Source organism: Streptomyces sp. NPDC018833, assembly GCF_044390825.1.
Lineage (GTDB): Bacteria > Actinomycetota > Actinomycetes > Streptomycetales > Streptomycetaceae > Streptomyces.
In genome coordinates, this window is record NZ_JBIRZM010000001.1 from 486900 (window position 1) to 508456 (window position 21557).

Genomic DNA, 21557 nt, shown 5'->3' on the forward strand with positions numbered 1-21557 from the left:
ACGGCCTAGAATCGGGACATGTCCCTCCCCAAGGCCGAACTGCACCTGCATGTCGAAGGAACCCTGGAGCCCGAGCTCGCCTTCGCTCTCGCTGCGCGCAACGGGGTTCACCTGCCCTTCGCGGACGCCGGAGAGCTGCGCAGGGCGTACGACTTCAAGGACCTCCAGTCGTTCCTCGACCTGTACTACGGGCTGATGACCGTGCTGCGCACCGAGGACGACTTCGCCGAGCTGGCGGACGCCTATCTGGCGCGCGCCGCGGAGCAGGGCGTGCGGCATGCGGAGGTCTTCTTCGACCCGCAGGCGCACACCGCCCGCGGTGTCCCGATCGGCACGGTGATCGAGGGCCTGGGGCGCGCGCTGGACGGCGCCCGGGAGCGGCACGGGGTGTCCACGCGCCTGATCATGTGCTTCCTGCGCGACGAGCCGGCCGATTCCGCGCTCGCGACGCTGCGGGAGGCGGAGCCGTATCTGGAGCGGATCACGGGGATCGGTCTCGACTCGGCGGAGGTCGGGCACCCGCCGTCGAAGTTCCGCGAGGTCTACGAGGCCGCGGCCGCCCTCGGGCTGCGCCGGGTCGCGCACGCGGGGGAGGAGGGCCCGGCCGCGTACGTCCGCGAGGCGCTGGACGTGCTCGGCGTCGAGCGGATCGACCACGGGCTGAGGTCGATGGAGGACCCCGACCTGGTGGCGCGGTTGGTGCGCGAGCGAATCCCGCTCACGCTGTGCCCGCTGTCCAACGTCCGGCTGCGAGCCGTGGACACTCTCGCGGACCACCCTCTGCCGAGGATGATGGCGGCCGGTCTGATGTGCACGGTCAACTCCGACGATCCCGCCTACTTCGGCGGGTACGCGGGCGACAACTTCCGTGCCGTCCGCGAGGCGTTGCCGCTCGGCGACGAGGACCTGCGCGAGCTGGCCCGCAACTCCTTCCTGGCGTCGTTCCTCGACGACGAGGAGGAACTGCGGGACCGGTATCTGGCCGAGGTCGCGGCGTACGACTTCGGGCGCGCCGCGCACGACTCCGGGCGCCGGGGCTAGCGGGTCGCCGGGCCCGTCCAGTCCGCCGGGACACGGGCGACGCGCACCCGCTGCGGATGGTCGCCGACGGACACGGTCGCGACCTTCCTGCCGGTCGGGAAATCGATCGCGGTGACGGCGTCGGCGCCGCTCTCCGAGATGACGCAGGACCGCCCATCGCGGCTCACCGTCGCCCAGTACGGCACGGCGTGCCACGGGCACCACCCGCGCCGCCGCAACGCAGGCGACCGTGCCGGCGCGCTCCCACGGGCGGGCCGAGGTCCCGCAGCCGGGCGACGCCTTCCCGTCGGGCGGGCGGCGCATCGCGGATGGGTGGACGAGCCCCCGGCCCCGGCGTATGCGTAGGGTGATGTCTCCCCTCGGGCACGGCGGCCCTCGCGCAGGCGGCGGCGCCGCCCGCCGTGCGCAACGCAGGCGACCGTGCCGGCGCGCTCCCACGGGCGGGCCGAGGCCGCGCACCGCAGGCCGACGTCTCCCGCCGGGTGGGCGCCGCGTCGCGGCCGGGTGGACGGGACCCAGTCCCTACGCGCACGGCAGTGTCTCCCGCCGAGCACGGGCTCCGGGCATCACCCACGCCGCCGCCCCCGCGCCGCTACCCACCGCATGGTTTCGGGCAGACTGGCCTGATACCTGCACCACGTACGGGAGCGCACGGTGACCACTCGCGACGGAGAGCACCTGGGCATGGCGGCCGGCCTGGATCCCCTGGCCGCCCTGCGGACGCCTGCGGATCCCCCCTGCGACGTCTATCTCACGGGCAGCGTCTTCCTCGACATAATCTTCACCGGCCTCGACTCCGCCCCCGTCCGCGGTACGGAGTCCTGGGCGAGCGGCATGGGCTCCAGCCCCGGCGGCGTCGCCAACATGGCCACCGCGCTCGCCCGCCTCGGGCTGCGGACGTCCCTGGCCGCTGCCTTCGGTGACGACCACTACGGCGAATACTGCTGGGACGCGCTGGAACAGGGCGAGGGCATCGACCTCACGCTCTCCCGCACCGTTCCCGGCTGGCACTCGCCCGTCACCGTCTCCATGGCGTACGAGGGCGAGCGCACCATGGTGTCCCACGGGCACGAGGCGCCGCCGCCCGAGCCCGCCCCCGAGTGCCCGCCTCACGCGCGCGCGGCCATCGCCTCCCTCGCGCCCGACCGCGCCGAGTGGATCGCCCAGGCCGCCCGCAAGGGCACCCGGATCTTCGCGGACGTCGGCTGGGACGACTCCGGTCGCTGGGACCCGGCCGACCTCGCGGACCTGGAGCACTGCGAGGCGTTCCTGCCCAACGCCGAGGAGGCGATGCGCTACACCCGCACCGACTGCCCGCTCGCCGCCGCGCACGCCCTGACCGAGCACGTCCCGGTCGCGGTCGTCACGCTCGGTGCCGAGGGCGCGTACGCCGTGGACGGCTCGACCGGTGAGTGCGCGCAGGTCCCGGCCATCGAGGTGCAGGCGCTGGACCCGACCGGCGCGGGCGACGTGTTCGTGGCGGGCTTCGTCACGGGCACGCTCGCCGACTGGCCGCTCGCCGACCGTCTGGCCTTCGCGGGACTGACGGCGGCGCTGTCGGTGCAGGAGTTCGGCGGGTCCCTCTCGGCGCCGGGCTGGTCGGAGATCGCGGCCTGGTGGCAGTCGGTGCAGGGCCTCCCCGACCAGGATCCCACCGCCCTGCGGCGCTACGCCTTCCTGGCGGACCTGCTGCCGGCGGCGGCCCGCCCCTGGCCGCTGCGCCGCGCGGTCCCGACGATCGGCTTCGGCCGCAACGGCTGAGCGCGCCCAGGAACCCCGCCCGGCCCCGGAAAAGCCCTCGGTCCTGTCAGTGACAGGTCGTACCCTGGATGGTCCAGAGGTTGTCGAGCAGCGAGAACCCTGCAACGGGAGGTATGTGCAGGCCACAGAGCCGGCCCATGACTCAGACACCCACAGCCCAGACCCCAGCGCCGGGGCAGGCGCGAGCCCACTTCACCGTCCCCGCCAAGCATCCGATGGTGACGGTCCTCGGCTCTGGTGACGCCCTCCTGCGCGTGATCGAGAAGGCCTTCCCCGCGGCAGACATCCATGTCCGGGGCAACGAGATCAGCGCGGTCGGCGACGCTACGGAAGTCGCGCTGATCCAGCGCCTGTTCGACGAGATGATGCTCGTGCTCCGCACCGGGCAACCGATGACGGAGGACGCAGTGGAACGCTCCATCGCCATGCTCAGGGAGGAGACGGGGGGCAAGGCCGTCGAGACCCCGTCGGAAGTGCTCACCCAGAACATCCTCTCCAGCCGCGGCCGCACCATCCGTCCCAAGACGCTCAACCAGAAGCGGTACGTGGACGCGATCGACAAGCACACGGTCGTCTTCGGCATCGGCCCCGCGGGCACCGGCAAGACGTACCTCGCCATGGCCAAGGCCGTGCAGGCGCTGCAGTCCAAGCAGGTCAACCGCATCATCCTGACCCGGCCAGCGGTGGAGGCCGGTGAGCGCCTCGGCTTCCTGCCCGGCACGCTGTACGAGAAGATCGACCCGTATCTGCGCCCGCTCTACGACGCGCTGCACGACATGCTCGACCCCGACTCGATCCCGCGCCTGATGGCCGCGGGCACGATCGAGGTCGCGCCCCTGGCATACATGCGCGGCCGCACGCTCAACGACGCGTTCATCATCCTCGACGAGGCACAGAACACGAACCCCGAGCAGATGAAGATGTTCCTGACGCGGCTCGGTTTCGACTCGAAGATCGTGATCACCGGTGACGTGACGCAGGTCGACCTGCCGGGCGGCACCAAGAGCGGTCTGCGCCAGGTCCGGGAGATCCTGGACGGCGTGCAGGACGTGCACTTCTCGCTGCTCACCTCGCAGGATGTCGTACGGCACAAGCTCGTCGGCCGTATCGTCGACGCGTACGAGCAGTACGACAACCGAAACGGGAAGTAGACCAGCCGCACCATGTCGATCGACGTCAACAACGAGTCCGGAACCGAGGTCGACGAGCAGGCGATCCTCGATGTCGCCCGCTACGCGCTCGCGCGGATGCGTATCCACCCGCTCTCCGAGCTCTCGGTGATCGTCGTGGACGCCGAGGCCATGGAGCAGCTGCACATCCAGTGGATGGACCTCCCCGGTCCGACCGATGTCATGTCCTTCCCGATGGACGAGCTGCGTCCGCCGGGCAAGGACGACGACGAGCCCCCGCAGGGTCTCCTCGGTGACATCGTGCTCTGCCCCGAGGTCGCCAAGAGGCAGGGCGAGGAAGCCCCGACGCAGCACTCCATGGACGAGGAGCTCCAGCTCCTCACCGTCCACGGGGTGCTGCATCTGCTCGGTTACGACCACGAGGAGCCGGACGAGAAGGCGGAGATGTTCGGGCTGCAGGCCGCGATCGTCGACGGCTGGCGGGCGGGGAAGGGCCTCACCGGCCCTTCCCCGGCGCCGACCGTCTCATGATCGGCCAACTGCTCGCGGGCGCCGTCGCGCTGGTCGTCGTCGCCTGGCTCGCCGCCTGCGCGGAGGCCGGTCTCGCCCGGGTCTCCAGTTTCCGCGCCGCCGAGGCCGTACGGTCGGGTCGGCGCGGCGCCGCCAAGCTGGAGCAGGTCGCCGCTGACCCCACCCGCTATCTCAACGTCGCCCTGCTCGTGCGGGTCGCGTGCGAGATGGCGGCCGGGGTGCTCGTCACCTATGCGTGCCTCGAGGAGTTCGAGGAGACCTGGTCGGCGCTGCTGGTCGCCATAGCCGTGATGGTGCTCGTCAGCTATGTCGCCGTCGGTGTCTCGCCGCGCACCATCGGCCGTCAGCACCCGCTGAACACCGCGACCGCCGCGGCGTACGTCCTGCTGCCGCTGGCCCGGATCATGGGCCCGATCCCACAGCTGCTGATCCTCATCGGCAATGCGCTCACGCCCGGAAAGGGCTTCCGCAAGGGGCCGTTCGCCTCCGAGGCCGAGCTGCGGGCCCTGGTCGACCTCGCCGAGCGGGAGTCGCTGATCGAGGACGACGAGCGCCGCATGGTGCACTCGGTCTTCGAGCTGGGCGACACCCTGGTGCGTGAGGTGATGGTCCCGCGCACCGACCTCGTGTCCATCGAGAGGTTCAAGACCGTGCGGCAGGCGCTGACGCTGGCGCTGCGCTCCGGCTTCTCGCGCATCCCCGTCACCGGGGAGAACGAGGACGACGTCGTGGGTGTCGTCTACCTCAAGGACCTGGTCCGCAAGACGCACGTCAACCGCGACGCGGAGGCCGATCCGCTCTCCACGGCGATGCGTCCGGCCGTGTTCGTCCCCGACACGAAGAACGCGGGTGACCTGCTGCGCGAGATGCAGCAGAAGCGCAACCACGTCGCCGTCGTCATCGACGAGTACGGCGGCACGGCGGGCATCGTCACGATCGAGGACATCCTGGAGGAGATCGTCGGCGAGATCACCGACGAGTACGACCGGGAGCTGCCGCCGGTCGAGGAGCTCGGCGACGGACGCTTCCGGGTCACCGCGCGCCTCGACATCGGCGACCTCGGCGAGCTGTACGGCCTGGGGGCCGACGAGCTCGACGACGAGGACGTCGAGACGGTCGGCGGCCTGCTCGCCAAGGCGCTGGGCCGCGTCCCGATCGCGGGCGCGCGTGTGGTGGTCGACCTGCCGGACGGACGTGCCCTGCGACTGACGGCCGAGTCCCCCGCCGGCCGGCGGAACAAGATCGTCACGGTGCTGTCGGAGCCGGTGGAGAAGCGGGCGGAAGAAGGGGCGATGGGGTGAAGGCGAAGGAACTGCGGGCGTTCTGCCTCGGGTTCAACGCGGCGGTCGAGGAGTTTCCCTTCGGCCCCGAGACGTCGGTGTTCAAGGTGCTGGGCAAGATGTTCGCCCTCAGCGCGCTGGACGCCGAGCCCCTGACCGTGAACCTCAAGTGCGAGCCGGAGCAGGCGGTCCAGCTGCGTGCGGACCACCCGGCGATCGTGCCGGGGTGGCACATGAACAAGCGCCACTGGAACACCGTGACGGTGGGCGGGCTCCCGGACCGGATGGTCCGGGAGCTGATCGAGGACTCGTACGACCTGGTGGTGGCGGGTCTGCCGAAGGCGGAGCGCCTCCGGCTGGACCGGGGCTAGCGGGACCGCCCTGCGGGCGGGGGCCCCGCGCCTGCGGCCCCGGCGGGGCGAGGCGCAGGTCCCGGGGCGGGCTCCTGCGTCGATCTCCCCCTGCGGCCTGGGGGCGTGGGTTGGGTCCCCTGGCAGCCAAGGAAGGTGCCCCGGCGGGGCGAGGCGCAGGTCGCCTGGCGGGCTGCTGCGTCTCGCTCTCCCCCTACGGTCCGGCGGGCCTGGGGTGCAGGGCTCCCGGCGAAGCCAGGGAAGGTGCCCCTCCGGGGGCCCCTGCGTCTCCATTTCCCCCTGCGGCCTGCGGGCGTGGGTGGGGGTCCCTTGGTGAAGCCAGGGGAGGTGCCCCGGCGGGGCGAGGCGCAGGTCCCCTCCGGACTGGGGGCGTGGGTGGGGGTCTCCCGGCGAAGCCAGGGAAGGTTCCGTCGGCGGGGCTGGGTTCCGCGGAGCGAAATCAGCCCGTCCGGCGATTGGGGACACCGCGCGAAGCGCGGTACGGGGCCCGGGGCGAAGACCCGGAGGCCGTGCCCGCCAGGGCACCGGGCCACGGGGGCTGGGGCGGAGCCCCAGTTGTGGGAAGGGGCGGGGAGGGGAGAGTCACCCCCTCCGCGCCGCACCCCGCAGCCCCGCGCCCACCAGCAGCGCCGCCGCCACCACCACCCCCGCGTCGATCGCCAGCACCAGCCGCACGCCCTCCAGCAGGGACGTGCCGGTCGTCGTCGCGAGGACGCCGAGCAGCGGGATGCCGACCGTGATGCCCACCTGCTGCGTCGTCGTCACCAGGCCCGTGGCGAGCCCCTGTTCCCCGTCGGGGACCCCGGACGTCACCGTCACCCCGTACGAGATGATCGCGCCGAGGTGGCACATGCTCGCCAGCGAGACGCCGATCCCGGCCAGCAGCGCGCCCGACTCCGCGCCCACGCCCACCAGCGCCGCGACGAACACGCCCTGGCCCAGCAGCGAGTACACAAGCGTCCGGTGCGCCCCGATGCGGCCGATGACCTTCGGCACCAAGGAGCCCGCGAACACCGAGACGACGCCCTGCACACCGAAGACCAGACCGGTCGCGAACGCCGAGAGCCCCAGCGTCTCCTGGAGGTAGAGGGTGAGCACGAACACCACCGTGCTCATCATCGAGAACGTCACGAAGCCGCCCAGGTTGCCGAACGCGACCGTACGGCGGCGCAGCATCGGCAGGGACACCAGCGGTGCGTCGCTGCGGGACTCCACGACGGCGAACACGATCAGCAGCGCGATGCCCGCGACCAGCGCGAGAAGGACGTCTGTGCCGCCGAAGCCCCGGTCCGCGGCCGTGGACAGGGCGTAGATCACGGCCAGCAGACCGCCGGTGACGCTCACCGCACCGGGGATGTCGAGCCGGGGCCGCTCCGGCGTCCGCGACTCGGGCAGCAGCCGGAGCGCGAGCGGCAGGACGACCAGCGTGAAGAGCGCGAGCAGCCCCATCGTGGAGCGCCAGCCCAGCGTGTCGGTCATGACGCCGCCCAGCACCATGCCGATGGTGAAGCCGAGGGACAGCAGGGTGCCGCTGATGCCGAGCGCCCGGTCGCGCTGAGGGCCTTCCGGGAACGTGGTGGTGAGCAACGACATGCCGGTCGGCACGATGACGGCCGCGCCGAGGCCCTGCAGCGCCCGGCCGACGAGGAAGGAGGCCGGGTCCCAGGCGAAGGTCGCGAGCAGCGAGGCGGCGCCGAAGAGGGCGAGGCCGCAGAGGAAGAGCCTGCGCCGCCCGTACAGGTCGGCGATCCGGCCGAACAGCAGGAGGAAACCGCCCGACGGCAGCGCGAAGGCGGTGACCGCCCACTGCAGGGCGGCCGGGCTCAGGCCGAGGTCCCGGCCGAGGTCGGGCAGTGCCACGTTCAGTACGGAGAAGTCCAGGGCGACCATGAACTGGGCGGCGCACAGCACGAAGAGGATCAGCCGGGCCCGGGGATCGAGCCGGGGCGGCGGGACGGTGCCCGCAGGCGTGGGGAGGGAGGTGTCGGTAGTCATGGCCACCACCCTCCGGCGGCCGGAATACCCGTGGGGAGCGGGGACTTATCCTGTTGCTCGCACCACCACGCTGACGGACGGGGGAAGCAGGTGGCCACGTCCGAACCGGACGCGATGAAGGCGCATCGCCTGGCAGAGCTGCGCGAGTTCCTGATGAGCAGGCGTGCGCGGATCAGTCCGGCCGAGGCGGGGCTGCCCGACGGCGGCGCCCGCCGCCGCACTCCGGGTCTGCGCCGGGAGGAGGTAGCGGTTCTCGCGGGTGTCGGCGTCTCCTGGTACCAGTGGCTGGAGCAGGGCCGGGACATCACCGTGTCCCCGCAGGTGCTCGACGCGGTGGGCCGGGTGCTCAGGCTCAGCAGCACCGAGCGCCGCCATCTGTATGTGCTGGCCGGGCTCAACCCGCCGCCGCCGGAGGTGGATCCGGGCGACAGGGACATGTGCGCGGGACTGCGTCGGCTGATCGACACGTGGATGCCCTACCCCGCGCACATCATGGACGTCTACTGGAACACCGTGATGTACAACGACGCGGCGGCGATGGTGCTCGGCATGCGCCCCGGCGTCGTCCAGAACTGCCTCCTCGCGTTCTTCACCGACCCCGTCTACCGGGCCCGCAGCGGGGGTTGGGAGGAGGTCGCCCCGCGGCTGGTCGCCCAGTTCCGGGCAGCCTGCTCCGAATGCCCCGACGACGAGGGCTTCAAGGCCGTGGTGGAGGAGGCGAAGGCGCTCAGCCCGGAGTTCACCGAACTGTGGGAGCGGCGTGACATCGCCCCCGGCGGCCAGATCCGCAAGGAGATGGAGCATCCGCTGGTCGGCAGGCTGGTGGTGGAGTCGACCCAACTGCGCGTCCCCGCCCGGCCGGACCTGGTGATCGTGATGCACACTCCGGTTCCGGACGCGAAGGCGGACACGGCCGCGAAGCTGGCGTGGCTGGCGAGCCCGGAGGGCCGACGCGGGGCGATCTATCCAGTGGCGGGATGACCTCGGGTTATGTGTATCGTCTGTGCGTCATCAGGGGAGGGGGGAAGCTCCCCAACGAGCTGTTTCCCATGGGGAGAAGCACTTTCATGCATATGCGCATCCGTCGCGGCATCGCCGCGGCACTGACGGTCTCCGCCCTCGGCTTCACGTCCGTCGCCTGCGGCGGCGCGAGCGACAAGAAGTCGGACTCCTCCACGGAGAAGGGCGGCTCATCGGCGTCCGAGAAGCCCGCCGAGGACAAGAAGGTCTCCACGGAGCCGCTGACGGCCGAGCAGATGAAGGCCTCCACGCTCGAACTCGGCGACCTGCCGTCCGGGTGGAGCGTCCGCAAGATCCCGTCCTCGAACGACCCGGCCCCCAAGGCCGACAAGCCCGAGTGCCAGCCGATCGCCGACATGATGGGCGTGGTCAAGGCCACCAAGGGCGATGAGATCGACTTCGTTCAGGCGGACGGCAAAATCGAGCTGGACCAGCGGGTCTTCACCTTCCCCGGCACCGGCGCCGCCGACTACGTCAAGGCGGTCGACACGGCCCTGGCCACCTGCACCACCGTGTCTTTCGACATGGAGGGCACCAAGGTCCCCGTCAAGATCGCGCGGGTCGACGCCCCGAAGGCCGCCGAGGCCTCCCAGGCGTTCACGATGGCCATGGCGTTCGCCCCCGGCATCGAGATCAAGGTCCACATGCTCGTCGCCCACCAGGGCACCGGGGCCACCCGTGCCGTGTACAAGAGCGCGGATGCCGCCGAGGCGCAGAAGACGTTCGGCGACCTCGTCACACGCATCGGTGACAAGCTCGTCAAGGGCGCCACCAGCTGACCGCCCACCACCTCATGACCGGCCGCCCGGAGCTCCTCCGGGCGGCCGATCTATGCTCGGGGCATGACGCAGAGCACCGACCTCGGCCCCGAGGACCGCAAGATCATCACGCTGGCCCGCAGTGCCCGGGCCCGCAACGGTGTGCCCGAGGGTGCCGCCGTGCGCGACGAGACCGGACGCACGTATGTCGCGGGGACCGTGGCGCTCGACTCCCTGAAGCTCAGCGCCCTGCAGACAGCGGTCGCGATGGCCGTGGCGTCCGGGGCGAAGTCCTTGGAGGCCGCGGCCGTCGTCTCGGAGGCGGACACCGCGTCCGACGCGGACCGTGCCGCCGTACGCGACCTCGGCGGCGCCGCGACCCCGGTGCTGCTGGCCGGCCCCGACGGGGCGCTCAGGTCCATGGTGACCGCCGGCTGACCCGCGCGGGCCCTGGCGTCACCGGGGGCTTCCGGCGTGGGGGACAATGGGCGCCATGAGCGCTCGTACCCAGTCCTCCGAAGCCCCCCACCGGGCCGGCTTCGCCTGCTTCGTCGGTCGTCCGAACGCGGGCAAGTCCACTCTGACGAACGCTCTGGTCGGCCAGAAGGTGGCCATCACCTCCAGCCGTCCGCAGACGACCCGGCACACCGTGCGCGGCATCGTGCACCGCCCCGACGCGCAGCTGATCCTGGTGGACACCCCGGGGCTGCACAAGCCGCGCACCCTGCTCGGCGAGCGGCTCAACGACGTGGTGCGCACCACGTGGGCCGAGGTCGACGTCATCGGCTTCTGCCTGCCTGCCAACGAGAAGCTCGGTCCGGGCGACCGGTTCATCGCCAAGGAGCTCGCCGGGATCAGGAAGACCCCGAAGGTCGCGATCGTCACCAAGACCGACCTGGTCGACTCCAAGACCCTCGCCGAGCAGCTCATCGCCATCGACCGGCTCGGCAAGGAGCTGGGCATCGAGTGGGCGGAGATCGTCCCGGTCTCGGCGGTCGGCGACAAGCAGGTGCAGCTGGTCGCGGACCTGCTGATCCCGATGCTGCCCGAGAGCCCGGCGCTCTACCCTGAGGGCGATCTCACCGACGAGCCGGAGCAGGTGATGGTCGCGGAGCTGATCCGCGAGGCCGCGCTGGAAGGCGTACGGGACGAGCTGCCGCACTCGATCGCGGTCGTCGTCGAGGAGATGCTGCCGCGTGAGGACCGCCCGGCGGACCGTCCGCTGCTGGACATCCACGCGAACGTCTACATCGAGCGGCCCAGTCAGAAGGGCATCATCATCGGCCCGAAGGGCAAGCGCCTGAAGGACGTGGGCATCAAGTCCCGCAAGCACATCGAGGCGCTCCTGGGCACCCCCGTCTTTCTCGACCTCCATGTGAAGGTCGCCAAGGACTGGCAGCGCGACCCGAAGCAGCTCCGCAAGCTCGGATTCTGACCCGGGCCGGCGGCCGGCGGCTTCTGGACCGGGGAGCGCGGGGACAGTCGCGGTCGGCCGCGACCAGTCGCCCGGGCCGCGTGTCGGGCCTCCGCGACGGCAAACCGGCCGACCAGCCCTCGTGCTGCTCGGCCGCGCTCACATCGGCAGCCATGAGCGCCGAGCATCCCCAGTCGGCGCAGCGCCGGGCCGTGGCCCGTGGTGAGTCGCTGTCCCCGTCGGCCGCCGGCAGGGCCACTGGACACGGGCGGAGGCACTTCTCACAGCATGGTCCCCGCACCCCTGCGTAACGCCGCATAACAGCGTTACCCTGCTGCCGTGCCAACCGGAGTTCCCGCCCCCACCGCCGCTTCCCCGGCCCCCTCTGTCCGCCGCCTGCTTCTCGACGAGGCCGCCCGCGTCCTGGCCGAGCAGGGACCCGCCGCGCTCAGCGCCCGTCGTCTCGTGAAGGCGGTCGGCGCCTCGACCATGGCCGTCTACACCCACTTCGGCTCCATGCCGAACCTGATCCGTGAGGTGATGCGGGAGGGGTTCGACCGCTTCCGCATCAGGGCGCTGGCCGTTCCGCAGAGCGAGGACGCCGTCGCGGCCGTCGCCGCGCTGTGCCGCTGCTACCAGGACTTCGCCCGCGACGAGCCGCACGTCTACGCGGTCCTGTTCGGCGGCTCCACCCTGGCCGGATTCGAGCTGGACGACGAGGACCGCAGCATGGGCGTGTCCGTCCTGCGCCTCCCGCGCGACGCGGTCCGCCGCAGCGTGGCGGCGGGCCGCTTCCGCGCGGACGTGGACCCGGACCTGCTGGTGCGCCAGCTCTTCGCGCAGATGCACGGGATCGCCCAACTGGACCGAGCCGGCTACATCATGGGCGGCTACACGCCCGAGGACGTCCTCACCGGCGCGCTCGTCGACTTCGCCGTCGCCGCGGGCGACGAACGGGAGCGCGCCGCCCGCTCGGTGGCTGGCGGTCTCCGGGCGAACGGCGTCACGAACCCTCCTTGAGCACCAGCGAGATCAGGTCCCGCTGGGCCTCGGACAGCCGCGGATCGGAGCAGTACACGGTCCGCCCGTCCACCGTGATCTGGTAACTGAACCCGTCGGGCACCCCGACCGGGGGCGTTTCCCGGCCCTCGGCCATCGCGCGCTCGGCGAGGCTGCGCACCTCGCCCGCGTCGGCGCGCCCGTCGGTCTCCACCTCGGCGAGCCGCTCGATCCCAGCGAACCCGCCCGTACGCCTTACCTGGATACGCATGGCTCCCGTTCTAGTACGGATCGTGTGCGGGCGACACCGGAACGCCCCGCCGCCGCCCGCCCGCACCCTGCCGCCGGCTCAGCCGGCGGTCTGGACTCCGACCTGCGACCAGGCCTTCAGCACCGCCTCGTGCTCCTCGCCCTCGCCGAACCGGTCGCGGGCCGCGGCCACCGTCAACCGGGCGAAACTGGCGAAGTCCGCGTCCACGGAGAGGTCGCCGCCGGTCAGCACGTCGAACCAGATCTGCCCCGCCCGCTCCCAGGCCCGGCCGCCCAGCCGGTTCGCCAGCAGGTAGAAGGCGTGGTTGGGGATGCCCGAATTGATGTGGACGCCGCCGTTGTCGCGGCCGGTGCGGACGTAGTCCGCCATCGTCGCCGGCTGCGGGTCCTTGCCGAGCACGTCGTCGTCGTACGCGGTCCCCGGCGCTTTCAGGGAGCGCAGGGCCTTCCCGGTGACGCGCGGAGCCAGCAGGCCCGCGCCGATCAGCCAGTCCGCCTGGTCGGCCGTCTGTCCGAGCGTGTGCTGCTTGACCAGCGAGCCGATCACGTCCGACACGGACTCGTTGAGCGCGCCCGGCTGGCCGAAGTAGCTCAGGTTCGCCGTGTACTGGGTCAGGCCGTGGGCGAGTTCGTGGGCGATGACGTCGACGGCCACGGTGAAGTCGAGGAAGATCTCCCCGTCCCCGTCGCCGAACACCATCTGCTCGCCGTTCCAGAAGGCGTTGCCGTACTTCTCGCCGTAGTGGACGGTCGCGCCCAGCGGCAGGCCGTCGCCGTCGATCGAGTTGCGTCCGTACGCGGTGCGCAGCAGTTCGAAGGTGGCGCCGAGTCCCGCGTACGCGCGGTTGACGGCGGCGTCCGCGACCGGCTCCTCGCCCTCGCCGCGCACCTTCGTGCCCGGCAGAGCGGTGCCGCTCTCGGCGTCGTAGAGCGTGCGGCGGGGGCCCTCGGCGGCTTCCGGAGCGGGCCGGGCGGCCGGGCCGAGAACCGTGGTCAGCCGCCGGCCGGTGCGCTGTGCGGCGTCCGCCTGGAGGGTGCGACGGGCGGGTTCGGAGAGGACGGGATCGCCCGAGCGGGCGAGCTTGTCGAGGATGTGCGGCGGCACGATGCCGCAGAAGACCGGGGTATGAATGTCCATGTCCGGCAATGTGGCAGTGAGTGCAGTAACTGTCACGAGATGCGACATCGATTAGTGAAATGGAGTGATAGGCCACATTTGACCGTTACTGCTCGGTCGTCCCGCATACTGGAACAGACGCGCGCTCCCGCCAAGGCTCAGTTAGCCTTCTTCGCATCATGCGTTTCGGGCTGCTTCTCCTTAGCTGCCGCGGCGAGGGCCTGTAGTCGTAGGCCGACCCCCTCACCGCGGAGTCTGGTGCTGCTTCGACACAGTCGGCCGTCCCTAGATGGACCCCGAGGAGCCCTACGCAATGTCCCAGTCTCAGTGGATCGGCCGCTCCACCCCGATCACCAACACGACGCACACGCAGAAGCCGTCCGGGATGCCGATCCACAAGTACGGCCGTTACGAGGCCGTGGAAATCCCCGACCGCACCTGGCCCGAGCAGCGGATCACCAAGGCGCCGCGCTGGCTGTCCACCGATCTGCGCGACGGCAACCAGGCGCTGATCGACCCCATGAGCCCCGCCCGCAAGCGCGAGATGTTCGACCTGCTGGTGCGTATGGGCTACAAGGAGATCGAGGTCGGCTTCCCTTCCTCGGGCGAGACGGACTTCGCCTTCGTGCGCTCCATCATCGAAGAGGGCGCGATCCCCGACGATGTCACCATCTCGGTACTGACGCAGGCCCGTGAGGACCTGATCGAGCGGACCGTCGAGTCCCTGGTCGGCGCCAAGCGCGCCACGGTCCACCTGTACAACGCCACCGCGCCGACCTTCCGCCGTGTCGTCTTCCGGGGTTCCAAGGACGACGTCAAGCAGATCGCCGTCGACGGCACCCGCCTGGTGATGGAGTACGCGGAGAAGCTGCTGGGCCCCGAGACCGCCTTCGGCTACCAGTACAGCCCCGAGATCTTCACAGACACCGAGCTGGACTTCGCCCTGGAGGTCTGCGAGGCGGTCTGCGACGTGTGGCAGCCCGGCCCGGGCCGCGAGATCATCCTCAACCTGCCCGCCACCGTGGAGCGTTCCACGCCCTCCACGCACGCCGACCGGTTCGAGTGGATGTCGCGGAACCTGACCCGGCGCGAGCACATCTGCCTGTCCGTGCACCCGCACAACGACCGCGGGACCGCCGTAGCCGCGGCCGAGCTGGCGATCATGGCGGGCGCCGACCGCATCGAGGGCTGCCTGTTCGGGCAGGGCGAGCGCACCGGCAACGTCGACCTGGTCACCCTGGGCATGAACCTGTTCTCGCAGGGCGTCGACCCGCAGATCGACTTCTCGCAGATCGACGAGATCCGCCGCACCAGCGAGTACTGCAACCAGATGGAGATCCACCCGCGCCACCCCTACGCGGGCGACCTGGTCTACACCGCCTTCTCCGGCTCCCACCAGGACGCCATCAAGAAGGGCTTCGACGCGCTGGAGGCTGACGCGGCCGCGCAGGGCAAGACGGTCGACGAGATCGAGTGGGCCGTGCCGTACCTGCCGATCGACCCCAAGGACGTCGGCCGTTCCTACGAGGCCGTCATCCGCGTCAACTCGCAGTCGGGCAAGGGCGGCATCGCCTACGTCCTGAAGAACGACCACAAGCTGGACCTGCCGCGCCGGATGCAGATCGAGTTCTCCCGGATCATCCAGGCCAAGACCGACACGGAGGGCGGCGAGGTCACCCCGGCCGCGATCTGGTCCGTCTTCCAGGACGAGTACCTGCCGAACCCGGACAATCCGTGGGGACGCATCCAGATCCGCTCCGGCCAGACCACCACCGACAAGGACGGCGTCGACACCCTGACCGTCGAGGCGGTCGTCGACGGTGCCGAGACGGTGCTGACCGGCTCCGGCAACGGTCCGATCTCCGCGTTCTTCGAGGCGCTGAACGCCATCGGAGTCGACGTACGACTGCTGGACTACCAGGAGCACACAATGAGCGAGGGCGCGTCCGCGCAGGCCGCCTCGTACATCGAGTGCGCCATCGACGGCAAGGTCCTGTGGGGCATCGGCATCGACGCCAACACCACGCGCGCCTCACTGAAGGCCGTCGTCTCGGCCGTCAACCGCGCGGGTCGCTGATACTCCGAAGATCTTTCCCTCTCGCCGGGCGTGCTCGCATCCGAGTGCGCCCGGCGATTTTGCGCCGTTGTGCGCCTGATTCGGCATCGCGCGGATCCGGCCATGTCCGCGCGTACTCCCGTCGGGGTGCTGACGCGGCCTCAATCGTGTGGCTAACATCACGTCCACGCGGCAATGTTGCCGTGGGGGCACCACCCGTGCCCAAAGGGCTACGGGGAAGTTTACGGAGGTGCGGCGTGCTGCCAGCCCGGGGAGTGTTCGGCCGGAAAGTGCGGGTCTGCGGCATTCAGCGGGTTTGCGGTGTTCATACGTCCTGGAGCACCGTCGGCGACGGGGAGTTCTTCTGCCCCGGCTGCGGAGGCGACCGCAACTACCGCCGTCGCACCGGACTCCGCCGCTTCACGCTCCTCGGCGTGCCCCTGCTGGGCCGCGGCATCGCGGGGCCCGTCGTCGAATGCGCCGCCTGCCACACCCACTTCGGCCCCGACGCCCTGGATCACCCCACCACGAGCCGGTTCTCGGCCATGCTGAGGGACGCCGTGCACACCGTCGCCCTCGCGGTCCTCGCCTCCGGCGGCACCTCCTCCCGCTCCGTGCGCGAGACCGCCGTGCACACCGTCCGTGCCGCAGGGCTCGACGACTGCACCGAGGAGCAGCTGACCTCCCTCATCGAGGCGCTCGCCGCCGACACCGGCCGCTATGTCACCGACACCACCCCTTACGGCGCGGCGCTCGCCATCGAACTGCACGAGGCGCTGGAGCCGCTGGCCCCCCATCTCGCCCCCGCGGGCCGGGAGTCGATCCTTTTGCAGGGCGCCCGTATCGCCCTCGCCGACGGCCCCTACACCCCCGCCGAGCGGGAGGTGCTGTCCACCGTCGGCGCCGCGCTCCAGTTCGGCGAGGACGACACGGCGCGTCTGCTCGAAACGGCACGGACCCCGTTCTGACCGCTCCCGCGGGCGTACTCCCCAGGGAGTAGCCGACCTCGGACGACACCTGGGGCAGTACGCCCGATCTCGGTCCTCCGTGCGACGAAACTCCCTCCGCGCGACGGGAATCTGGTGACGCAAACGCGCCACCCGACCCGTGACGAAGGGGAGACGCCCCATGGGTGCCCTGCCGACCGCAATCGAGCCACCGCCGACGAGAGCGCCCGCCCGCCGGGTCCTGCCCTGGGCGATCGTCGTCCTCTGGGCCGCCGTCATCGCCCTCGCCTTCCCCTTCGCCGGCAAGCTCGACGACGCCCAGCGCGACAACGTCGTGGACTACCTCCCGGCGAGCGCCGACTCCACCCAGGTCGCGCGAATACAGCAGGCCCTGCCCGGCGGGGAGTCCACCGACCTGGTCGTGGTCTTCCACCGCGACCGCGGGCTGACGGACGCCGACCGCGCCCACGCGCAGGAGCGGCTCGACGCGATCGCGGACGCCCACGAGCTCGCGAGCGGCCCGCCGCAGGGCGTGCCGTCGAAGGACGGCACCACACTGATGTACCCGGTGTCGACCACGGAGCCCGGCACCGACAACGACGCCCGGGCCGCCCTCGTCGACGACGTGCGCGAACGACTCGGCAGCGACCCCGTCGAAGGGCTCGACGCCGAACTCGGCGGGACCGGCGCCGTGCAGACCGACATGGAAAAGGTCTTCGGGACCATCGACGGCACCCTGATGCTCGCCACCGTCCTCGTCGTGGCCGTCCTGCTGATCCTCACCTACCGCAGTCCCTTCCTGTGGCTCGTGCCGCTGGTCGTCGTCGGCGCCGCCGCGGTCGCCTCCCAAGCCGTCGTGTACGGCCTCATCCAGGGCTTCGGCCTCACCGTCACCAGCCAGAGCGCCGCCATCATGACCGTCCTCGTCTTCGGCGCCGGCACCGACTACGCCCTCCTCCTCGTCGCCCGCTACCGCGAGGAACTGCGTCGCGTCCAGCGGCCGTACGACGCCATGCTGGCCGCCCTGCGCGGCTGTGGACCCGCCGTCCTCGCCTCCTCCGGCACCGTCGCCGCCGGACTGCTGTGCCTGCTCGCCGCCGACGTCAACAGCGCGAGCGGGCTCGGGCCGGTCGGCGCCGTCGGCGTCGTCTGCGCGCTGGCCGCCATGCTCACCCTGCTTCCGGCGGTTCTGGTGCTCCTCGGCCGCCGCGTGTTCTGGCCGCTCGTGCCCGTACACGGCGGTGAGCCGAAGCAGCGGCGCTCGCTGTTCGGCGCGATGGGCACTTCCGCGGCCCGCCGCCCCGGCGTCGTCCTCGCGGCGGGCACTGTGCTGCTCGGGACCCTCGCGCTCGGCGCGCTGGGCGCGCCGGGCAACCTCACCCAGGAGGACACCTTCACCGAGCGGCCCGAGTCCGTCTCGGCGATGAGGACGCTCGCCGACGCCTATCCCGACAGCGGCAACCAGCCCATCAGCGTCGTCGTCCCGTCGGACACCACCGGCCGGGCACTGGAGGACGTCCGCAGCACCGACGGAGTGGCGAGCGCCCGGCCCGGCCGCAGCGGCGACGGCTGGACGGAGATCACCGTCTTCGCCAAGGACGCGCCCGAGAGCGCCGGGGAGACCGCCACCATCGAGGCGCTGCGCGCGGAGGTCGACGGCGCCCACGTCGGCGGCCCCAGCGCCCAGCAGCTCGACCTCGCGGACACCAATGCCAGAGACCGCGTGATCGTCGTCCCGCTCGTGCTGGGCGCGGTACTGCTCATCCTGATCGCTCTGCTGCGCAGCCTCGTCGCACCGCTCATGCTCATCGCCGCGGTCGTCGCCGTATGGGGCGCGGTCATGGGGCTCGGGGGGCTCGTCTTCGAACCGCTTTTCGGCTTCCAGGGAGTCGACCCCAGCCTGCCCCTGCTGTCCTTCGTCTTCCTCGTGGCACTCGGCGTCGACTACGGCATCTTCCTGATGCACCGCATGCGCGAGGAGGCGCTGAACGGCGCCGACCCGCGAGCCGCCGCCCTCACCGCCCTGCGTACCACGGGCGGCGTGATCGCCTCCGCGGGCATCGTGCTCGCCGCGACGTTCGTCGTGCTGATGAACCTGCCACTTGTGCCCCTCGTCGAGATGGGCTTCCTGGTGGCGGTCGGCGTGCTGCTCGACACGTTCCTGGTCCGTACGTACCTGGTGACATCAGCGAGCCTGCTGCTGGGGCGGCGGGTGTGGTGGCCGGGGAACCTGTCGCGGACGGGCCGGAAGGAGGGGACGCAGATGGTCTCGGAGCCGCGCCACCCGGAACCGGCGGGGCGCCGGTAGGTGGCTGTGCCTTCCCCCACCCGGCCGGGTGGGGGGTCCCCGGCGAAGCCAGGGGTGCCCCCATCCCGAACAGGGCTTCGCCCCCAGCCTCGTGGCGCCGTGCCCTGGTGGGCGCGGGCGCGGGCTTCGGGGCTTCGCCCCACGCCCCGTCCCGACCGCCCTTCGGGCGGTGTCCTCGAAGTCCCCCTGGGCTTCGCCGGGGAGCCCCCGGACAGGCTGCTTTCGCGCAGCGAGATCCAGCACTGCTGGGGCTGGGGCCGCCAGCCTCCTACGCCCTGCGGCGTGGGTGGGGACCCCCGGCGAAGCCAGGGGGGTGCCTCGATCGTGAACCGGGGCTTCGTCCCAGGCCCGTACCGCCCTTCGGGCGGTGTCCTCGAACCGCCCTTGGGCGTCGCCCGGGAGGACCGACGAGCTGGAGTTGCTCGCAGGGCAACTTCCAGCCCCGCCGGCGCACTCCTCTGGCTTCGCCGGGGGCTCACCCACGTGCCGTCCAGGCCGTAGGGGACTGTCCTCGAACTCCCTGGGCTTCGCCCGAGACGCTGGAGCAGGCTGCTTTCGCGCAGCGAGATCCAGCATCGCTGGGGCCGGGCCGTCGGCCCGTAGGCGCGGGGCCCCGGGGGAGGGGCCCCCGGAAACGGGGAGGGGCGGGGTGGGGAAACGACAGCGACTGGCTCAGGATGGAACCGTGACCGCCCGACCCGCACCCCATCTCGGCGAGCGCCTGCTCACCGCCGTGAGCCGCGACCCCCTCACCGTGCCCCACCGCACCCGCAACGACGCCGTGTTCGCCGCCGTCGTCGGCGTGGCGGGACTCGTGCTGGCCCTGTTCGACGACGGCCGGCGGCCCGACGCCCTCGGCTGGGCGCTGCTCGCCGGGACCGCCGTGCCCCTGGTGTGGCGCCGGGCGCGCCCCGGCCTCGTGCTCGGCGCCGTGCTGCTGTGCGTCGCGCCCTACCACGCGCTCGACAACGCCCACGCCGCCCCCGTACCGGCGTCGCTGCTCGCCCTGTACACGTACGCCGCCACCGCGCGCCCCCTGCACACGCTGTTCGTCGGCGGCGGCGTCATCGGCATCGCCGTCACCGTGATGTTCGGCGTCGGCGCCCATGAGGGGCTGGAGACACTGCGCACCTCCGGCTGGATCCTCGCCGTGCTGGTCTTCGGCGTCGACGTACGCGTCTACCGCCTCTACATCGCCTCTGTGGTGGGCCGTGCCGAACGGGCCGAGCGCACGAGGGAGGAGGAGGCAGCCCGGCGGGTGGCCGAGGAACGGCTGCGCATCGCCCGCGATCTGCACGATCTGCTGGCTCACTCCATCACGCTCATCGGCGTCCAGACGTCCGTCGCCTCCCACGTCCTGACCGTCGACCCGGACCGCCTCGACCGGGCCCAGATCGCCAAGGCGCTCGACGACATCGCCGACACCTGCCGCACCGCGCGCGGCGAGCTGCGCACCACCCTGGAGGTGCTGCGCGCCGACGGCCCGGACGGCGACGGGCCGCTGCCCGACCTGGCCGCGCTGCCGGGACTCGTACGGGCCGCGGGCGCGCGGCTGACGCTGGACACGGGAGAGGGCGCGCTGCCACCCGCGGTGGAGGCTGCGGCGTACCGGATCGTGCAGGAGTCGCTGACCAACGCCGTGCGCCACGGCGGTGCGGACGCCCGTGTCGAGGTCGTCCTCACCCGGCGCGGCGGGACGCTGCATGTCAGGGTCACCGACGACGGCACGGCGTCGTCCGGCACCGCGGGAACACCCTCGGGGCCGTCCGGATTCGGCATCATCGGGATGCGTGAACGCGCCCGCAGCGTCGGAGGGACGCTGTCGGCCGGTCCGCGCACGGACGCGGCCGGCTTCGCGGTCGCCGCGATGTTGCCCCTGGAGCCCACGGAGGCCGCCGCATGATCCGCGTACTGCTCGCCGACGACCAGACCCTCGTACGCGCCGCGTTCGCGATGCTCGTCGAGTCCGCACGCGACATGGAGGTGGTGGGCCAGGCCGGGACGGGCGCCGAGGCCGTCGAACTGGCCCGGAGCGAACGGGCGGACGTCGTCGTCATGGACGTCCGCATGCCCGAGCTCGACGGCATCGAGGCCACGCGCCGGATCGCCGCCGACGAGGACCTGGCGGGCGTGAAGGTGTTGGTGCTCACGACGTACGACACGGACGAGCACATCGTCGAGGCGCTGCGTGCGGGCGCGTCCGGATTCCTGGTGAAGGACACCAGACCGGCCGACCTGCTGGCCGCGATCCGCACGGTCGCGGCGGGGGAGTCCCTGCTCTCCCCGGGCCCCACCGCACGGCTGATCGCCCGCGTCCTGAGCGCACCGCGGCTCCCGCGGGCGGGCGGCCCGGACGGTCTGACGGACCGGGAACGCCAGGTCCTGACGCTGGTCGCCCGCGGGCTGAACAACACGGAGATCGCGGAGTCCCTGGGCCTGAGCCCGCTGACGGCCAAGACCCATGTGAGCCGCATCATGGGCAAGCTGGGCGCCCGCGACCGGGCCCAACTGGTCATCGCCGCCTACGAGTCGGGCCTGGTGACACCGGGCGCGTAGCGC

General features: G+C 71.7%; 19 protein-coding genes and 1 pseudogene. 16 read left to right on the forward strand and 4 right to left on the reverse strand.

Annotated features, from left to right (window positions below):
- Window positions 1-18 precede the first annotated feature (18 nt).
- A complete protein-coding gene (locus ACH5AF_RS02120) occupies window positions 19-1041 on the forward strand; it encodes an adenosine deaminase (RefSeq protein ID WP_398899377.1) in 1023 nt (340 codons plus the stop codon).
- Here ACH5AF_RS02120 and ACH5AF_RS02125 read toward each other — a convergent pair.
- A pseudogene (locus ACH5AF_RS02125) lies at window positions 1038-1226 on the reverse strand (YncE family protein); the annotation flags it as partial. The gene ACH5AF_RS02120 and the pseudogene ACH5AF_RS02125 sit on opposite strands and share 4 nt — an antisense overlap.
- Window positions 1227-1725: 499 nt before the next feature.
- Between ACH5AF_RS02125 and ACH5AF_RS02130 the strand changes: the two are divergent.
- The 5 genes from ACH5AF_RS02130 to ACH5AF_RS02150 all read left to right on the forward strand — a co-directional run bounded on the left by ACH5AF_RS02130 (window position 1726) and on the right by ACH5AF_RS02150 (window position 6114).
- Complete coding sequence (locus ACH5AF_RS02130) at window positions 1726-2802, forward strand: carbohydrate kinase family protein (RefSeq protein ID WP_398899771.1); 1077 nt, start codon at window positions 1726-1728, stop codon at window positions 2800-2802.
- A gap of 137 nt (window positions 2803-2939) precedes the next feature.
- Window positions 2940-3953, forward strand: coding sequence for a PhoH family protein (locus ACH5AF_RS02135; RefSeq protein WP_398899379.1), 1014 nt, complete (start codon window positions 2940-2942; stop codon window positions 3951-3953).
- A gap of 12 nt (window positions 3954-3965) precedes the next feature.
- Window positions 3966-4463: an rRNA maturation RNase YbeY gene (gene ybeY, locus ACH5AF_RS02140; protein ID WP_398899381.1), complete on the forward strand. Its 498-nt coding sequence runs from the start codon at window positions 3966-3968 to the stop codon at window positions 4461-4463.
- Complete coding sequence (locus tag ACH5AF_RS02145) at window positions 4460-5764, forward strand: hemolysin family protein (RefSeq protein ID WP_398899383.1); 1305 nt, start codon at window positions 4460-4462, stop codon at window positions 5762-5764. Before ybeY ends, ACH5AF_RS02145 begins: the two co-directional genes overlap by 4 nt.
- On the forward strand, window positions 5761-6114 hold the full coding sequence (locus tag ACH5AF_RS02150; RefSeq protein ID WP_398899385.1) for an MmcQ/YjbR family DNA-binding protein: 354 nt from the start codon (window positions 5761-5763) through the stop codon (window positions 6112-6114). The genes ACH5AF_RS02145 and ACH5AF_RS02150 overlap by 4 nt, the downstream gene beginning before the upstream one ends.
- A gap of 582 nt (window positions 6115-6696) precedes the next feature.
- Here ACH5AF_RS02150 and ACH5AF_RS02155 read toward each other — a convergent pair.
- Window positions 6697-8109: an MFS transporter gene (locus ACH5AF_RS02155; protein ID WP_398899387.1), complete on the reverse strand. Its 1413-nt coding sequence runs from the start codon at window positions 8107-8109 to the stop codon at window positions 6697-6699.
- Between the two features lie 114 nt (window positions 8110-8223).
- Here ACH5AF_RS02155 and ACH5AF_RS02160 point away from each other — a divergent pair, with 114 nt between their 5' ends.
- The 5 genes from ACH5AF_RS02160 to ACH5AF_RS02180 all read left to right on the forward strand — a co-directional run bounded on the left by ACH5AF_RS02160 (window position 8224) and on the right by ACH5AF_RS02180 (window position 12321).
- Window positions 8224-9090, forward strand: coding sequence for a helix-turn-helix transcriptional regulator (locus tag ACH5AF_RS02160; protein WP_398899772.1), 867 nt, complete (start codon window positions 8224-8226; stop codon window positions 9088-9090).
- Between the two features lie 86 nt (window positions 9091-9176).
- Window positions 9177-9908, forward strand: coding sequence for a hypothetical protein (locus ACH5AF_RS02165; RefSeq protein WP_398899389.1), 732 nt, complete (start codon window positions 9177-9179; stop codon window positions 9906-9908).
- Between the two features lie 63 nt (window positions 9909-9971).
- Window positions 9972-10325 carry a cytidine deaminase gene (locus ACH5AF_RS02170; protein ID WP_398899390.1) on the forward strand — a complete coding sequence of 118 codons (354 nt, stop codon included), beginning with the start codon at window positions 9972-9974 and terminating at the stop codon, window positions 10323-10325.
- A gap of 46 nt (window positions 10326-10371) precedes the next feature.
- Window positions 10372-11322 (forward strand): GTPase Era, encoded by a 951-nt coding sequence (gene era, locus ACH5AF_RS02175; RefSeq protein ID WP_398899391.1) that lies wholly within the window; start codon window positions 10372-10374, stop codon window positions 11320-11322.
- Window positions 11323-11640: 318 nt separating this feature from the next.
- Entirely contained in the window at window positions 11641-12321 is a 681-nt protein-coding gene (locus tag ACH5AF_RS02180; RefSeq protein WP_398899393.1) for a TetR/AcrR family transcriptional regulator, read from the forward strand.
- Here ACH5AF_RS02180 and ACH5AF_RS02185 read toward each other — a convergent pair.
- Both ACH5AF_RS02185 and ACH5AF_RS02190 read right to left on the reverse strand, forming a co-directional pair.
- Window positions 12305-12571, reverse strand: a complete 267-nt coding sequence (locus ACH5AF_RS02185; protein WP_398899395.1) for a protealysin inhibitor emfourin — start codon at window positions 12569-12571, stop codon at window positions 12305-12307. The two genes, ACH5AF_RS02180 and ACH5AF_RS02185, sit on opposite strands and share 17 nt — an antisense overlap.
- 78 nt (window positions 12572-12649) lie before the next feature.
- Window positions 12650-13708, reverse strand: a complete 1059-nt coding sequence (locus ACH5AF_RS02190) for a M4 family metallopeptidase (RefSeq protein ID WP_398899397.1) — start codon at window positions 13706-13708, stop codon at window positions 12650-12652.
- Between the two features lie 292 nt (window positions 13709-14000).
- Here ACH5AF_RS02190 and leuA point away from each other — a divergent pair, with 292 nt between their 5' ends.
- The 5 genes from leuA (at window position 14001) to ACH5AF_RS02215 (ending at window position 21554) form a co-directional block, all read left to right on the forward strand.
- Complete coding sequence (gene leuA, locus ACH5AF_RS02195) at window positions 14001-15764, forward strand: 2-isopropylmalate synthase (RefSeq protein ID WP_398899399.1); 1764 nt, start codon at window positions 14001-14003, stop codon at window positions 15762-15764.
- 236 nt (window positions 15765-16000) lie between these two features.
- Window positions 16001-16711, forward strand: a complete 711-nt coding sequence (locus ACH5AF_RS02200) for a TerB family tellurite resistance protein (protein WP_398899401.1) — start codon at window positions 16001-16003, stop codon at window positions 16709-16711.
- Between the two features lie 160 nt (window positions 16712-16871).
- Window positions 16872-18998, forward strand: a complete 2127-nt coding sequence (locus tag ACH5AF_RS02205) for an MMPL family transporter (protein ID WP_398899403.1) — start codon at window positions 16872-16874, stop codon at window positions 18996-18998.
- Between the two features lie 685 nt (window positions 18999-19683).
- Window positions 19684-20901 (forward strand): sensor histidine kinase, encoded by a 1218-nt coding sequence (locus tag ACH5AF_RS02210; protein ID WP_398899405.1) that lies wholly within the window; start codon window positions 19684-19686, stop codon window positions 20899-20901.
- Window positions 20898-21554, forward strand: coding sequence for a response regulator (locus tag ACH5AF_RS02215; RefSeq protein WP_398899407.1), 657 nt, complete (start codon window positions 20898-20900; stop codon window positions 21552-21554). The genes ACH5AF_RS02210 and ACH5AF_RS02215 overlap by 4 nt, the downstream gene beginning before the upstream one ends.
- Window positions 21555-21557 lie beyond the last annotated feature (3 nt).

Excerpts from the sequence above, each read along its gene's own strand:
- ACH5AF_RS02120 (WP_398899377.1), top strand. The coding sequence starts at position 19 with ATGTCCCTCCCCAAGGCCGAACTGCACCTGCATGTCGAAGGAACCCTG.
- ACH5AF_RS02130 (WP_398899771.1), top strand. The coding sequence starts at position 1,726 with ATGGCGGCCGGCCTGGATCCCCTGGCCGCCCTGCGGACGCCTGCGGAT.
- ACH5AF_RS02135 (WP_398899379.1), top strand. The coding sequence starts at position 2,940 with ATGACTCAGACACCCACAGCCCAGACCCCAGCGCCGGGGCAGGCGCGA.
- ybeY (WP_398899381.1), top strand. The coding sequence starts at position 3,966 with ATGTCGATCGACGTCAACAACGAGTCCGGAACCGAGGTCGACGAGCAG.
- ACH5AF_RS02145 (WP_398899383.1), top strand. The coding sequence starts at position 4,460 with ATGATCGGCCAACTGCTCGCGGGCGCCGTCGCGCTGGTCGTCGTCGCC.
- ACH5AF_RS02155 (WP_398899387.1), bottom strand. The coding sequence starts at position 8,109 with ATGACTACCGACACCTCCCTCCCCACGCCTGCGGGCACCGTCCCGCCG.
- ACH5AF_RS02160 (WP_398899772.1), top strand. The coding sequence starts at position 8,224 with ATGAAGGCGCATCGCCTGGCAGAGCTGCGCGAGTTCCTGATGAGCAGG.
- ACH5AF_RS02165 (WP_398899389.1), top strand. The coding sequence starts at position 9,177 with ATGCATATGCGCATCCGTCGCGGCATCGCCGCGGCACTGACGGTCTCC.
- ACH5AF_RS02170 (WP_398899390.1), top strand. The coding sequence starts at position 9,972 with ATGACGCAGAGCACCGACCTCGGCCCCGAGGACCGCAAGATCATCACG.
- era (WP_398899391.1), top strand. The coding sequence starts at position 10,372 with ATGGGCGCCATGAGCGCTCGTACCCAGTCCTCCGAAGCCCCCCACCGG.
- ACH5AF_RS02185 (WP_398899395.1), bottom strand. The coding sequence starts at position 12,571 with ATGCGTATCCAGGTAAGGCGTACGGGCGGGTTCGCTGGGATCGAGCGG.
- ACH5AF_RS02190 (WP_398899397.1), bottom strand. The coding sequence starts at position 13,708 with ATGGACATTCATACCCCGGTCTTCTGCGGCATCGTGCCGCCGCACATC.
- leuA (WP_398899399.1), top strand. The coding sequence starts at position 14,001 with ATGTCCCAGTCTCAGTGGATCGGCCGCTCCACCCCGATCACCAACACG.
- ACH5AF_RS02205 (WP_398899403.1), top strand. The coding sequence starts at position 16,872 with ATGGGTGCCCTGCCGACCGCAATCGAGCCACCGCCGACGAGAGCGCCC.
- ACH5AF_RS02215 (WP_398899407.1), top strand. The coding sequence starts at position 20,898 with ATGATCCGCGTACTGCTCGCCGACGACCAGACCCTCGTACGCGCCGCG.